At 53.6% G+C, this 13,373-nt stretch carries 14 protein-coding genes and 1 pseudogene; 2 read left to right on the top strand and 13 right to left on the bottom strand.

The features are described from left to right. Positions 1 to 49 precede the first annotated feature (49 nt). From flgH to AC1Q6D_RS16685, 12 genes and pseudogenes are all read right to left on the bottom strand, one after another. Positions 50 to 745 carry a flagellar basal body L-ring protein FlgH gene (flgH, locus tag AC1Q6D_RS16740; RefSeq protein WP_103402443.1) on the bottom strand — a complete coding sequence of 232 codons (696 nt, stop codon included), beginning with the start codon at positions 743 to 745 and terminating at the stop codon, positions 50 to 52. A 52-nt stretch (positions 746 to 797) separates the two neighbouring features. Further along, positions 798 to 1,583, bottom strand: coding sequence for a flagellar basal-body rod protein FlgG (gene flgG / locus AC1Q6D_RS16735; RefSeq protein WP_047532060.1), 786 nt, complete (start codon positions 1,581 to 1,583; stop codon positions 798 to 800). Between the two features lie 45 nt (positions 1,584 to 1,628). Continuing rightward, positions 1,629 to 2,369 carry a flagellar basal body rod protein FlgF gene (locus AC1Q6D_RS16730; protein WP_047532062.1) on the bottom strand — a complete coding sequence of 247 codons (741 nt, stop codon included), beginning with the start codon at positions 2,367 to 2,369 and terminating at the stop codon, positions 1,629 to 1,631. Between the two features lie 438 nt (positions 2,370 to 2,807). After that, positions 2,808 to 3,032: a replication initiation protein gene (locus AC1Q6D_RS16725; RefSeq protein WP_146041531.1), complete on the bottom strand. Its 225-nt coding sequence runs from the start codon at positions 3,030 to 3,032 to the stop codon at positions 2,808 to 2,810. Positions 3,033 to 3,830: 798 nt separating this feature from the next. After that, a pseudogene (locus tag AC1Q6D_RS16720) lies at positions 3,831 to 4,488 on the bottom strand (inovirus Gp2 family protein). Positions 4,489 to 4,922: 434 nt separating this feature from the next. Next, positions 4,923 to 5,420, bottom strand: coding sequence for a RadC family protein (radC, locus tag AC1Q6D_RS16715; RefSeq protein ID WP_103406399.1), 498 nt, complete (start codon positions 5,418 to 5,420; stop codon positions 4,923 to 4,925). Between the two features lie 48 nt (positions 5,421 to 5,468). Beyond that, a complete protein-coding gene (locus AC1Q6D_RS16710) occupies positions 5,469 to 6,389 on the bottom strand; it encodes a recombination directionality factor (protein ID WP_103406398.1) in 921 nt (306 codons plus the stop codon). A gap of 78 nt (positions 6,390 to 6,467) precedes the next feature. Further along, a complete protein-coding gene (locus AC1Q6D_RS16705) occupies positions 6,468 to 7,472 on the bottom strand; it encodes a YqaJ viral recombinase family nuclease (protein ID WP_103406397.1) in 1,005 nt (334 codons plus the stop codon). An 82-nt stretch (positions 7,473 to 7,554) separates the two neighbouring features. Further along, positions 7,555 to 8,523: a DUF932 domain-containing protein gene (locus tag AC1Q6D_RS16700; RefSeq protein ID WP_103406396.1), complete on the bottom strand. Its 969-nt coding sequence runs from the start codon at positions 8,521 to 8,523 to the stop codon at positions 7,555 to 7,557. Between the two features lie 70 nt (positions 8,524 to 8,593). After that, positions 8,594 to 8,923 carry a hypothetical protein gene (locus AC1Q6D_RS16695; protein WP_103406395.1) on the bottom strand — a complete coding sequence of 110 codons (330 nt, stop codon included), beginning with the start codon at positions 8,921 to 8,923 and terminating at the stop codon, positions 8,594 to 8,596. Positions 8,924 to 9,318: 395 nt separating this feature from the next. Beyond that, entirely contained in the window at positions 9,319 to 9,831 is a 513-nt protein-coding gene (locus AC1Q6D_RS16690) for a hypothetical protein (protein ID WP_146041530.1), read from the bottom strand. 50 nt (positions 9,832 to 9,881) lie between these two features. Next, entirely contained in the window at positions 9,882 to 10,781 is a 900-nt protein-coding gene (locus AC1Q6D_RS16685) for a hypothetical protein (protein ID WP_146041529.1), read from the bottom strand. A gap of 96 nt (positions 10,782 to 10,877) precedes the next feature. On the opposite strand from AC1Q6D_RS16685, the gene AC1Q6D_RS16680 reads away from it, so the two are divergent. After that, complete coding sequence (locus AC1Q6D_RS16680) at positions 10,878 to 11,489, top strand: hypothetical protein (protein ID WP_146041528.1); 612 nt, start codon at positions 10,878 to 10,880, stop codon at positions 11,487 to 11,489. 281 nt (positions 11,490 to 11,770) lie between these two features. Here AC1Q6D_RS16680 and AC1Q6D_RS16675 read toward each other — a convergent pair whose 3' ends face one another. Beyond that, positions 11,771 to 12,106 carry a hypothetical protein gene (locus tag AC1Q6D_RS16675; RefSeq protein WP_103406392.1) on the bottom strand — a complete coding sequence of 112 codons (336 nt, stop codon included), beginning with the start codon at positions 12,104 to 12,106 and terminating at the stop codon, positions 11,771 to 11,773. A 123-nt stretch (positions 12,107 to 12,229) separates the two neighbouring features. On the opposite strand from AC1Q6D_RS16675, the gene AC1Q6D_RS16670 reads away from it, so the two are divergent. Beyond that, complete coding sequence (locus AC1Q6D_RS16670; RefSeq protein WP_103406391.1) at positions 12,230 to 13,258, top strand: IS30 family transposase; 1,029 nt, start codon at positions 12,230 to 12,232, stop codon at positions 13,256 to 13,258. The last annotated feature ends 115 nt before the right edge of the window (positions 13,259 to 13,373 follow it).

The raw sequence follows: 13,373 nt of genomic DNA, 5'->3' as shown, positions 1-13,373 counted from the left end.
CAGCTGCGATCAGGTGCTTGAAGTTCAACTTGCTCACCAAAAAAGCCACCTAGAAAGGGAACAGCGGGCTGAGGAAGAAACGGTCGAACCAGCCTGGCTGACTCGCATCGGCAAACGAACCGGTGCCCGAATAGGTGATGCGCGCATCGGCGACGCGAGTCGACGAAACAGTGTTGTCGGTAGCGATGTCATCGGCACGCACGAGCCCTGCGATCCGCACCAGCTCATCCCCGGTGTTGAGGGTCATCCACTTCTCGCCTCGCACGGCAATGATGCCGTTGGGCAACACGTCGGCGACGGTCACGGTGATCGAGCCGGTCAGGGTATTGCCCTGGGCTGCCTTGCTGTCGCCTTTGGTCGCACGGTCACCTTCGTAACTGGCGCTCAGACTCAGGTCGCCACTACCAAACGGGTTGTTGGTATTGGGCGTAGAACCGAACAGCGACGTCAGGCCGATGCCGGTCTTGCTGTTCTTGGCCACCTGCGAGTTGGCGTTTTTACTGGCCTGGGTCTTCTCGTTCAGCGTGATGGTGATGATGTCACCGACCCGAAACGCCTTGCGGTCGCCGTAGAGGTTCTGTTCGAAACCGGCCTGGTAGATCGAGCCGTTGTTCGCGGCAGCCGGCAGCGGCGTACGCGGCAACACCGGGGCATAGTAGGGATCATTGGGCTTGGGTGTCGACGGCACACAGCCCGAGAGCACGGTGACTCCAGTCAATGCCAGAACGGAAACGAAGCGATTCATGACCCTACCTCACGGTGTTGCAGGCGGCCTCATGGCCGCCTCATAGACTTGATTACAGATTCTGCGTTACGAACGAGAGCATCTGGTCGGCGGTGGAGATCACCTTGGAGTTCATCTCGTAGGCGCGCTGAGTGGTGATCATGTTGACCATCTCTTCAACGGTGCTGACGTTGGACGTTTCCAGAGTGTTCTGCAGCGTGGTGCCGAAACCGGCCAGGCCTGGCGTACCGACTTGCGGCGCACCACTGGCGGCGGTTTCCAGGAACAGGTTGTTACCCACGGCCTGCAGGCCGGCCGGGTTGATGAAGTCGGCGGTTTGCAGGTTGCCGATCACCTGGGCAGCCGGGTTGCCGGCAACGGTGATGGACACGGTGCCATCGCGACCGACCGTGAAGGTCTGGGCATCGTTAGGAATGACGATGGCCGGCTCCAGGGCAAACCCGCTGGCGTTGACGATCTGGCCATTGGAGTCCAGGTGGAAGGTACCGTCACGGGTGTAGGACGTTGTGCCGTCAGGCTGCAGAATCTGGAAGAAACCGCGACCATCGATGGCCATGTCCAGCGGCTGCTCGGTGGTCTGCAGGCTGCCGGCGGTGAAGTTCTTCTGGGTGCCGACAATGCGCACACCGGTACCCAGTTGCAGGCCCGACGGCAGTTCGCTGTCCTGGGTCGACTGGGCGCCTGGCTGACGCTTGATCTGATAGAGCAGATCCTGGAACTCGGCGCGGTCACGTTTGAAACCCGTGGTCGACACGTTGGCCAGGTTGTTGGAGATGGTGGTCAGGTTGGTGTCCTGGGCGGACAGACCGGTTTTGGCAACCCATAGAGCCGGAAGCATTCGATTCTCCTCGTGCGCCTGTTTTACGGCGCGACGTTCTGATAGTTAGCTGATCTGCAAGACCCGAGCCATGGCCTGGTCGTCGTCTTTGGCGGTGTTCATCATCTTGATGTGCAGCTCGAATTGCTTGGACAAGGCCAGCACCGAGGTCATCTCTTCCACGGCGTTGACGTTGCTCGACTCGAGGAACCCGGACACCAGCTTGACGTTGGCATCGGCTTGCGCCGGCTGACCGTCCTTGGTGTGGATCGAACCGTCCAGGCCTTTGGTCATGTTCTTGATGTCCGGATTGACCAGCTTGATGCGGTCGACTTCGGCCATCACGCGAGGGCCTTCACCCATCGCACGGATGCTGATGGTGCCGTCTTCGCCCACTTCGATCTGCTGCTCTGGCGGCACGGCAATCGGCCCGCCATTGCCGATGACCGGCATGCCGTTGCCGGCCCGCAATACGCCCAGGGCGTCAACCACCAGACTGCCGGTGCGCACATAGCTTTCACCGCCATCAGGGTTCTGCACGGCCAGCCAGCCGTTGCCTTGCACGGCGACATCGAGGTCGCGACCGGTCTCCACCAGGGCACCCGGTGAAAAGTCCGTGGCCGGGCGTTCGGACATCGCAAACGCACGCGCCGGAAAGCTGTCACCGAACACCGGCATCGAACGCGCCTGCTCCAGGTCTTTCTGGAAGCCGTTGGTGGAGATGTTCGCCAGGTTGTTGGCATGAGCCTTTTGCGCCAGGGCATTCTGGCTGGCGCCGGTCATTGCCACATAAAGGTACTTGTCCAAAATCTTTCCTCTGCCTGCCGGACGTTTGCCGCCCACTGCTGTACTGATGAGCCACAAGCAATTTGCAGACCAACTTGTTCCTGGCGCGGTAAGACCCGGCAAACAAAGGGCTTGAGGGATTGAGCAGGCGCGGAGGGTTTGTATCAGAGACGAAAAACCGGCGGTGTTATGCCGGTGGGTGGCAAGGCTTGACCTGTTGTAGCTGCCCCCCCCCCCCCCCGTGGCAAGGGAGCTTGCTCCCGCTGCGCTGCGAAGCAGCACCGGAATGGATAACCGCAATCTTTCAGGCATATCGTGCAGCAACCACTTTGCCAAAGGTGCTTTGAGCTCAAGTCGGGCCTGGAAATCGATGTGCGCTAGCTCATGCTTACCGAAAAACTGGACGATCTCGTGATCTAGAGCAAGCCAAAACTCTTCATTCTGCCGTTTCCAGCTCAACTATGAGATCAATCTGAACATTTTCCCGTCGCCATCCGAATTCTCAATAAAAAGGCTGGCGGAAGCGATACGTTGCAGGCTGTCTTTCAACCACTTGTAGCTTGTCGTACCTGGGGATCTGCCAATAGCCTGGAGAAAATGGCTGCGTACAAAATGAATCTGTTCCCCAGCTTTACGGCCCTGGGCAAGGAGGAGTGCATGCAGGAAAACATCGTTATCGGCCATGTCCAGTTGTTCGCCCGTATAGAGGGTAGCACTAGTCGGGTAGCCCCAGCTTATTACTGATCCAGCCCCCCCCCTGAGAACCGTACGTGCGATTTTCACCGCATACGGCTCAAGCCGTTAATAAGCCTTGAGGAATTAAGGCGTATCGGCCTCTCTGCGTCCCTGGAGCCAATACACCTTTGCAATCAGTTCCGAGTCGACTACGCCTCCCTCCGATAGTGGTGATAGATGGCAGGCCGCAGACACGCGCTTTCGCCCGTGCTCTATCATGCTGGCCTGATGTCGCTACTTCTGAGATAGTCCCATCAGACTTTATGTAATCAACGACCGCGCAGAAGTCTGCCCGGTTTACCGTGGGGGGTGATGTTCCAACCCCTATCCGAACTATTACAGCCCCGCGCTCGCTTTCTCTGCGACCCCTTACCCAGACGGCCAACAGCTCACCTTACGGCTCACCTGCCCAAAAGGCAGCGGTATGGGCTTACCACGTTCGTTACCTGTCACACGACCAGGTTAGAGCCTGCCTTTTTGCAGGGAGCCTTGTGATGACGTATTTCCACATCCCACAGAAATAACCAACTCCCTACCTTTTGGTTCATGCCTGTCTGCCGCTTTGGCATGTTTTCAGTCATGGCATTTATCAGCAGCTCACTTGCGTTGCTCATACTGGCCAGCCTGGCGCCTCAACGCTCTGTGAGGCACGGCTATAACGCTTGGCGGTTGCAAAACTCCGTTGAAGACAGGACCACTCAACCGTGAGGCCTTCTTTCCTGTCTCGATAAGAGAAATGCGTTGGGATCAGCTCCTGCTGCAGCCTACAGCATGGCTGCCATCCTCAAAGACCTTGGTGGCCGACTTGCACATATAGCTCGTTCGGCTGAAGAACGCAGTCTGCCCCTCCAGATCACCACGATTGAGTTTGTAGATCGACTTGCGTGGGCTCTCGACCAAGCCTCTGACTTCCCCTATCGATAACCCCAAAGCGCTGGCCCATGCTTCTTGCAGGCGATTAAACATGTTGTCCCTGTCTGAGTTGAACCAGCCCAGGCAATTGAAGGCATCACGGTTGAGCAGGATTGCCAGGTGATAGTGAGGCTTGCCCTGCTGCCCGTGCTCCCGCACCCAGAAGTAGCGGACCTTGCAGTCATGAGCATACGGATTCGATACGCAAGCCCTGCTGCGGTTATGTTTAATCTTGGCTTTAAAGGATGCGATAAAATACTCAATGACTTGGTTCGTGTATGCGTAGTCAGGTAGCGGAATACCCATAGGTAGTCGTAGGTCTACTCGGAAAGCAAACACTCGTGGGTATTCAGCCAGCGCATACTGCATCGTCTCCAACAGACGATGCAGGTACTGCTGAATGAAGGGGGCCTTTGTCCTCTTGAATAGGCCAACCTAGGAAGGTACTGTCACGGTGAAAGATAAGGTTGGTGTTGTCAGGATGACGGATCATGGTGGTACTCCCGTGGGTAAGTTCATACCTTCAGCACGGTGAGTACTTTTTTACCGACATCCCTTAATGCCTGCCTGACAAGCAGGCCTCGATGGGCCTGCTACATTGCCTCAACCTACCGGATGAATCTTTGTCCTTGGGTAGATGAAGTAGCTACTAAAAGCATATTACCAGTACCGAAAAGCCACCCCCTGAACTCCCGCGATAAATGCCTACAGATCGTGGCTCAAAGCCCGTAAAACCCGGCAGGTTATTACTCTGGTGAAATATCATCCAGATCAATGGAGATCGATGTTTCATTCACTCCATGGCAACGCAGCCCCCCCTGGACAAAAAATAAGGCAGCGTGAGGTAGAGCCCACCGTGCCGATGACCACCCCCGGCTTCGGCCTAGGGCAGTCCATCGGACGGAATGACTAAGCTCGGCTCTTCAGTTACAGGTAACCTCGTTCAGCCAACGATACGCAACCTTCATAACCCACGACGACATGATCCAATAGCCGGGTGCCAACCATATTGAGAGCGTTCTTGAGGGTGGTGGTCAACGTGCGATCGGCTTGACTGGGCTCCGGGTCACCGGAGGGATGGTTGTGAACCATAATGACGGCCGCGGCGTTCTGCTCTAGAGCGATCTTGACCACTTCCCGCGGGTACACACTGGCCCCATCCAGCGTGCCTCTGAACAGCTCCCTGAAGCCTATTACCCGGTGTTTAGTGTCGAGCAGTAGCAAAGCAAAGACTTCGTGCTCGTGGTACTGCAGCAGTGTTTGCAGGTGGCTGAAGACCTGCTTGGGCTCAGTCAATGCCCGGCCTTTAGACAGACGACTCATCGCCAGTTGTTGCGCCATCTGCAGAATGTCGGCTTCGGTGACGGGTGATTCCATCACGTAGGTACCGGTGGTTTCACCGGCTACGAGCTTGTGATATTTCATGCGGATATTCCTGTGCGAATGCGTGAGAACTAAAGGGGAAGAGCGCGATTACTGGACGGTGGGCTTGCCGTTGTGCCGCGTGGCTTGCGACTCCAACTTTTGGGCGAGTGAGGGTTTGGCAGGCGCTGCCAGTTGGGCTTGGGGCTCTACAGGGCTGGGCTGATCTTCAATGGTGGGGAAGAACTCCTCGACGATGGCACCGGTGTCCTCCTCGCTGTCTTCAAAGGCCCCATTGTTAAAGCCCTGCCGGGCCGCGTGATCCAAGGCACGCTGGTCAAACCCCGCGGCTTGCCGGGTTTCCTCCAACTGCTGGGCTTCCCGCAAGGCGTCTTCCATGCTCAAGCCACTGCGCACCGTGATGTCCACGTAGAAGATCGGCGTGCCATGGCTTTGCCGGGTGGACTTACCGCGCAGGCGTAGCTCCAGCGGCAGGCAGGCCAGGCGATTGCCGGAGATTGCGCTGAAGTACTGCAGGCGTGCCGCCAGGGTGCGGATGCTATTGAACCCAGTGGTACGGAAGACAAAACTGCCCAGCGGATCGTCATCGCCAATTACCACGTTCAGCCGGCCGTAAGGCTTGCAGGCATGGCCTTGAGCCAGTGAACAGCCATCCGGTGAAGGACAGGGCAACGACTGGATGCCGTCCTTGGTCAAACGCTTGCAAGTCTCACCATTACCGACACACAGCGGCCGGCCGCTGTTACGGTCGAACAGGCTGTAGTCCGCCCGAAAGTTCAGGTCAGGTTCGTTGAACAGCAGCCGGATCGGAATACTGCGCAGTTTGCCATCCTGGCCATTGCGCAGTTCCTCATTGAGCGGGTGAAGCAGCCAACCGTCGCGGCTTTGTACCTGCGACGTGATGGTGAACTGATCATCTTTCTCCGGCAGACGTTTGCCGTTTTTCTCGACGACCTTGCCGATGGAAATACGCCCGAGTACCGGTGGGGTAATGGCTAAACCTTTGAGCATGGCGGTTCTCCTTAATCTGGAAATAAAAAAGCCACCGGGACCTAAACGGTCCGGGTGGCGTGGGTGAGGAGGGATGATTCAGCCGATCAGGAAGCGGCGACTGCCTGTTTTGATCTTGGGGTAGCGGGCCTGCAGGTAGGGTTTGTCCTTGAGCATCTGTTCGACATCCAGCCCAAGGCTGTCCTTGGACTTTTTCCAGCTGATGTAACCATCGGCAAACTCGGCCCGGGTGGCTGCTCCCATGGCCTGCTGCAGGACCTGCTTGAGCTGCGCCTCACGCGTCTCCTGCTGGGCAATGCGCTGGCGAACAGCCTTGAGCTCCAGGTAGGTGCTGGTCAACTCCGTGTGTTGGCTGAAGTCCAGGGTCTGACCGTGATCCTCGGGGTAGAGGCAGCGCAATGCCGCTTCCGCTGAGGCCGTGCCATCGGCCGGCGGTGGGGTGTCACTGACCACGTAATCCCAGAACAGCCGCTCCAGGTCGATCAGCCGAGCAATCATCGATTCGTCCCGTTCGATGCGATGGACCTCCAGGTGCTGGCCACCGAGCAGTACCGCCACATCCGCCGCCTGCTTGCCGGTGACGGCGAGCTGATGCATGACCTGCAACTGCACATACTCCGGTACACCTTCTTTCCAGAGGCGAGCCCCGTTGATACCGGCCGTTTTGCATTCGAGGATCTGTACCTCAGGCGCGCCGATCACCTCTCGGTCGATGTTGGCCAGCATCCAGGCCAGTTTTGGATCAGGATGCTGCAGCACCGCATTGACCCGGCGGACCCGATGGCCACTACGCTTGGTGTAATGGGTCGCGACAATCGGCTCCAGAATGTTGCCCCAGTAAGCTGGGCTGTCTTCATCCTGTGGATCGAGTTTGGGCAGTGAGGTATCTCGCCCGGTTTTTTCCAGCCACAGCTCCAGTTGGGATTTGTACGGATTAAGCCCGACGGCTGCGGCGGCATCCGAACTGCCGATGCCTTGTTTACGCACGACCAGCCATTCCTCACGCGGCAGGTGTTTGGTGCCCACCAGGCGCAAGGCCGGACGGGGTTTGCGACTGGGGTGTTGCAGATTTTGCATGTCCATGATGGTTTCCTGTGCGGCATAAAAAAACGCCCGGCCAGCAGAAGCTGACCAGGCGTTTTAAGCGTTGAGTGGGTGAGTAGGACTAAGCGGCGAGTTGCAGGGCTGCGGTCAGTGCGCGTTGTTTGATCACCGCTCCTTGGCCAAACCAGGCCGAGTCCATGCGGTATTCCGTACTGCGGGCACGCCGCTCGTGATCAACGTACTCGGTCACCGCATTGAGCAAGCCCCACGCAGTTCCTTGCGCTGACTCCAGGGTCGCTCCGCGGCCCTGCCCTTCATACAGGCTCTGAACCTTGCGTAACGCCCGCTCGTTGGGCAGTACCGCCGGTAGCGGACTGCTAGGACTGGCATCGCACAGCACATTCATAAAGAAGCCCATAGCTTCATGCCACTGAACCTTGCGTTCAGACAGCATGCGCATGTGGTGCATGAAGGTGTCCCATTGGGAGACGGCGATACCCAACTGCTTTTTCACCGCCTGCGGATCGAAGCGGGTGTTGTGCGGCACCTTGATCGCACGGGTGGTGCCATCCAGAGCGATGGTCAGCGTGTTGTTGCAAACTACCCGCACCGTGGTGGGAGTGGCGGTGGTGGCCAAGGTGCCATCACAGGAGGTGGCCAGCAGCAGGTAGCCATTCACCTGGTCGTTACCCTTCAGCGCGGTTGTCTGCCCTGTACGGGCGAGAGCCCAGAACTTGCGACCGCCTTTCAGTACCCCAGCGGTTTCCAGCTCGTAGCCCGAGACATCGGTGAGATCGCGATAGAACTCCAAGACCTCACGCGGCTGTACCACCTGATAGCGCTGAGAAACCACCGACAACGGGGCATTAGTGTCGGAGCGGTACAGCACTTTCTGTTCAGGGAAGGTGTGAATCGATCCCAGGGAACCGATGCTCTCGGATTTGAAATGCACTGGGCTGTCTTGGATCTTCCAATCCATACCCGCTTCGTGCTGCCAGACTTCGAGCGGTTGTTTGGGGGAGAGGCGACTGCCCAGACCATGCCAGGGCGTAGCTCCCACATAGGCCATTTGTTCAACGAGATGAGCCATGGGAATGATTCCTTGCGAATAAAAGGAATGGCCTCGCTGTCAGCGACCAACGAGGTCAGTTCATCACTACTTAGCGGTTGACGCTGAAGCGGTAACCGCACTCCAGGCACAGGTAGTTATTCAGCACCTTGTCATCCAACTGTGCACCTAGCGTGGCTCCGGCGACCCCTCCTGCAACCCCACCGAACAGACCACCGAGAATCGCCCCGGCAATACTGCCAATGGCGATCCCCACCGGCCCTCCAACTACACCTAAAATCGCGCCGGCTTCCGCGCCCGACAAGGCACCCGCGGCGCCACTGGCCGCACCGCCGGCGGCTCCCATCAATCCACCCGTTTGTTTACCGATATTTTTCGTGACTATTCGTCCAGAGTTGCAGCTTGGGCAAGGGCTATACATACGTAGATCCTCTCAAGTAATGAGCGTGCAGAGCCAACAAGCAAGCACGCCAAATCCCCTACCGCAGTCAATACCGTAGGGAGTACAGATGAGTGATATAGATCTAAGATTTTTTTATTTAATGTTTGCCACGGGACGTGGAAAGAATTTTATGAGTGTCTAAGGAGACGCTGATGAATTCGAAAACCGGTTAATGTCCATCTTATAAACCAAGAGCTCCAGCCTAGTTAAAGAGGCAAAATCTGAATTGATCAGCGAACTCCTAAAGTAAAGCGCTGATGTAGTATATGTTCAACGAACAATGTTCAAAACTTATTTCAAATGGCCATTCGCAACTCAGAAATTTCAATTACAAAATTGATATGTCATCCATAAATAATTGCTTTTAGTACCGGTCATCTGCTTAGCCCATATCGCTTTGGGACCTTGACTTTTGTGATCAGCCCATATTTGTATCGATCTTCAAGAGAAATATCATCTTCTTGATTGAGGACGTTAAATCTTTGCTGTGAGTCATTACTTCCCGTAAATATGTAACATTTACGTTCACTGTCCTCCCTTCGGGGCATGGCCAAAAGCAATATAGATCTTTTGTATAAACGTGGGTCATCCCCTACGATTGCGCTGAACAGAATCAGAAAATCTACTTTTTCATCTGATATTTCATCTATGATTGATGGCAGCTTTTGGATTTTCCGAGCCAAACAAAAAGCGACATGATAAATGAATTCTGACAATAGATTACTACTATCGTCTGTGTCCGATTGACTGCCTGTACCGATTGTACTTTTAAAGTCTTTATCAATGCGCCTGAGTATCTCTTCATCTATAAAAAAATTTGTATTCTCGATTTTAGACAGTAAAGTATTCGTCAAAAGTTCAGTATTCCAGAACTTGGAAAGTAACATCGAAGCATACTCTTCAATCTTTGCTTGTAGCAATTTCGAAACCAACAAATTTAGCGCATTTGGCTCGAACAATTCATAAAGCTTATTAAATTTATTATCGCTCGGTAAAAAACCATGAAAATTATAATGTAAAAAAATTCAGGTCTTTTTATATTTATCGACTTATGCAGAATCATTCCTGCTTCAGCCAGATTTTTATTATATGAAAGATTCTCAAATGGGTACACTATTGTGATGGCAGGATGACCGCCCTGACTTAACAGCAGATGATGAAGGTTTAGAAAGTAAATCGACTTTGTAGGTCCAAACAGCTGGGCGTTTGTAGCTCCATGTATCCATGAACGAATGATTCCCAATGAATTAAGTTTGTAAATCTGTGATTTTACACGCTCTCGGTTCAGACCTGTTTTCCTGGACAAATCGGATAACGACTCATCCCTGACAGCGCCAAATAGATCGGAATGACTGAGCAGCACCGCCAGCAGCAGTCGGTTGGTGATACTCAACTTTTCGCCATGCATCTGATTGGCGCTATGCAGCAAGTGATCAATTCGGCTTTTGTGGACCAGTGTCACGGGGTCTCTATTATCCTCAAGCAGCTTCTCAAGCCGAGCCGAGCACTGATACTCACTCCTTGGACGACCTCTCCCCGTCACAATTTTCCGGTGAATCAAAAGCTGCAGCGCCTCCAACTCTGTGATTGATCGAGTCACGATGCGATCCGTAACCCCGATCGCTTGTGCGAGCGCCTTAATGCCCAGACTTACAGAGTCATCAAGACTGTACAACTGCAAGAATCGGACGAGAAAAAACTTTACCTCTGGGCTGATGGAGTCTAATTCCAAGCGTAGTAAACGGTGATGCATGGCAACGCTATCTCCTGATTTTTTTTGAGTAAAGCTATTATATCGCAGAAAAACACCCTGTATTTTTTTTGTGTCGATTGACAACTTATCACTCCGTAATTTCACTCCGTAACGTTACGTTGTGATAGTGACCTGGAAAGGAATAGGATGGGCAAGCCTAAACATATGAGAGGGAATTAAATGAGCACGTCAGGAGGGGTATTCACATGGATTTCCGCGAAAAATGATATGCAAATAAATTGGGCTATACGCTATATCCTTAGGAACGATTCAAATTATATACACCTTTCTTCCTACGCAGACATTAAGTCGTTTGGAGAAAGCATTAAAGACAATAGCGATTGTCGAGAATTTATTAGGCGAATGAAAGCAGCCTGGAATCAAAAACAATTTAGGGATCGTTCCAATGGAAAAATATCTTGTAATTTCTCCTTGAAAATATCGACCAAAAATGCACTAAACGATCTGGCTAATCGGCAGAATATAAGTGTGACTGAATGCTTGGACCAGTTGATTTTAAATAAATTCAATCAGCATACAAACGCTAACGCTATTCCAATGCCTGGTCATCGATCGAAGCACAATACACCCGTTTCTATTTTTTTTGGTGAGAAACACATTGGAGAACAACCACCCCAACCATTACTATCTAGCCTCGTTGAGAAAGTCATACCTAACACGATTCAGCCGCCCTCGGAAAAATCAAACATTCAATCTAGTAAAATTGATGCATTCAAGAGCGAAATGGCATCAAAATTATCAGAGATGAGTATTTTCTCAAAACAAAATTAGATACCAATCATCATCTAAAATACTACAATCCGCGTCCCCATCGCGCTCTACCAGAGCAACTTACTGACTTCTGCAGCATTGTCGTTCTCCAGGAATGGGAGCAGTTTGTCTAGGAAACCGCTGATTAATTCTAAAACTGACTGATGTCTATTATAACTCAAAGCTTCCTGACTGGTTACAGAGGCAAAAATCAGAATTAATCAGCGGTTCCTTAAGCCCCCCTCTTACGCGAAACATATGCCTATTTTTCATTACATATTTTTCAATCTCAGTTTTTTCTCTTAACCTAGACACAGTCCTGGGTTGTTTGACAGCGATACCTTTACATCGCTGCCTGTATCTTCAGCCAAGATTTCCTGGACTTCTTTGATAAAACTAGAATTTTCTGCAAGACTCTTTCTCACACTGCGATCCCTGTCGGCGACCAACCTTGCTTGCAGCTCGTCTGAAATCTTCGGATACAAGGCGATAATAGTTTTCAACGCCGTATCAGCATTGCTTAGCAAAATTAGTTTCTCGCTCTCCGTCAAATCTGGACATTGGGCCAGTACCTGCTTTATGCTAATTTTACCATTTTCTAACAGCTTAAATTTTACACTGCTAGTGTGCTGTCTCACAAATAAAGATCCTAATGCCGGTGAGGCCATTGCCTAATGGGCTCGCTGTATCTTGTTCAGAATATCCTCGGCGGCGGCAAAAACTGAGTGCAACACCTGACCTTTCCGGTACGGTGCTGCCCCATGTCTTATCACGAACTCAGCGTCGAAGAACGCGCCGCCATTCTAATCGGTCATGTCCAGGGTCTCAGCCAGCGTCGAATTGCTCGGCTGATCGAACGATCTCCTTCGATCATCAGCCGGGAGTTACGCCGCAATCGAGAGGTCTGTGGTAGTTACTCGGCCCGTGCGGCCCAGCAACAAATGCAAGCCCGCCGCCAAACCTGTCGGCCGATGCGAAAGCTGTTGCCGGGTAGCGAACGCTTCGAGTTGGTGGCCCATATGCTGCGCGAGCGTTTGTCTCCCGAGCAGATTGCCGGCAAGGTATGCAGCATGAACATTCCCAGCCTTAGAGATGCCTACGTCTGCCGCGAGACGATCTATAACGCGATCTATGCCCTGCCGGTCGGCGAACTGCGCAAGGAACTGATCATCTGTCTGCGCCAAGGCAAAACGGCCCGCTGGCCACGCTCAGGCGGCGTGGATCGGCGCGGCCAGATCCCCGAGATGTTCAGCATTCATGTGCGCCCGCCGGAGATTGAAGACCGTCTGATGCCTGGGCATTGGGAAGGCGACTTGATCAAGGGCAAGGCCAACGCCTCGTCCGTAGGCACGTTGGTGGAACGCACCAGTGGCTACCTGATGCTGGTGAAGATGAATGACGCGACCGCAACCTCAGCGATGGAGGGCTTCAGCGCCGCGCTCAATAGCATGCCGTTGGCGATGCGCAGGAGCATGACCTACGACCAGGGCCGAGAGATGACGCGGCACGCGGAGATTACCCAGAGCACCGGGGTGGCGATTTACTTCTGCGACCCGCACAGCCCTTGGCAGCGCGGCAGTAATGAAAATATCCACGGGCTGATCCGCCAGTACCTGCCCAAAGGGGCGGACTTGTCGGGACACAGCCAAGGACAGTTAGATGCCATTGCCTTGCAATTGAATATACGCCCACGTAAATGCTTCGATTTCAAATGTCCGATCGAGGTGATGAGTGAGGTGATGCAAAAGGCCATTGCGATGCGGCACGATACTCCCATGACAATTCAATAACCGTGTTGCATTCAGCTCCTGCAACCGCCCTCCCCTTTGGCGCTCCAGACATAGCGAGTCGGCTGCGCATTTCGCAGTGCCAGGAATGTGGTGATCGAGCTTTCCAGTTCGCTCA

It is taken from the genome of Pseudomonas sp. MT92, assembly GCF_058792515.1.
The sequence above is the reverse complement of the archived record's forward strand: the minus strand, read 5'-3'. Positions and strand labels throughout refer to the sequence as shown.

Coding starts and splice junctions, on each gene's coding strand:
- flgH (WP_103402443.1), bottom strand. CDS start 745: ATGAATCGCTTCGTTTCCGTTCTGGCATTGACTGGAGTCACCGTGCTC.
- flgG (WP_047532060.1), bottom strand. CDS start 1,583: ATGCTTCCGGCTCTATGGGTTGCCAAAACCGGTCTGTCCGCCCAGGAC.
- AC1Q6D_RS16725 (WP_146041531.1), bottom strand. CDS start 3,032: ATGGCCGATAACGATGTTTTCCTGCATGCACTCCTCCTTGCCCAGGGC.
- radC (WP_103406399.1), bottom strand. CDS start 5,420: ATGAAATATCACAAGCTCGTAGCCGGTGAAACCACCGGTACCTACGTG.
- AC1Q6D_RS16710 (WP_103406398.1), bottom strand. CDS start 6,389: ATGCTCAAAGGTTTAGCCATTACCCCACCGGTACTCGGGCGTATTTCC.
- AC1Q6D_RS16705 (WP_103406397.1), bottom strand. CDS start 7,472: ATGGACATGCAAAATCTGCAACACCCCAGTCGCAAACCCCGTCCGGCC.
- AC1Q6D_RS16700 (WP_103406396.1), bottom strand. CDS start 8,523: ATGGCTCATCTCGTTGAACAAATGGCCTATGTGGGAGCTACGCCCTGG.
- AC1Q6D_RS16695 (WP_103406395.1), bottom strand. CDS start 8,923: ATGTATAGCCCTTGCCCAAGCTGCAACTCTGGACGAATAGTCACGAAA.
- AC1Q6D_RS16690 (WP_146041530.1), bottom strand. CDS start 9,831: ATGTTACTTTCCAAGTTCTGGAATACTGAACTTTTGACGAATACTTTA.
- AC1Q6D_RS16680 (WP_146041528.1), top strand. CDS start 10,878: ATGAGCACGTCAGGAGGGGTATTCACATGGATTTCCGCGAAAAATGAT.
- AC1Q6D_RS16670 (WP_103406391.1), top strand. CDS start 12,230: ATGTCTTATCACGAACTCAGCGTCGAAGAACGCGCCGCCATTCTAATC.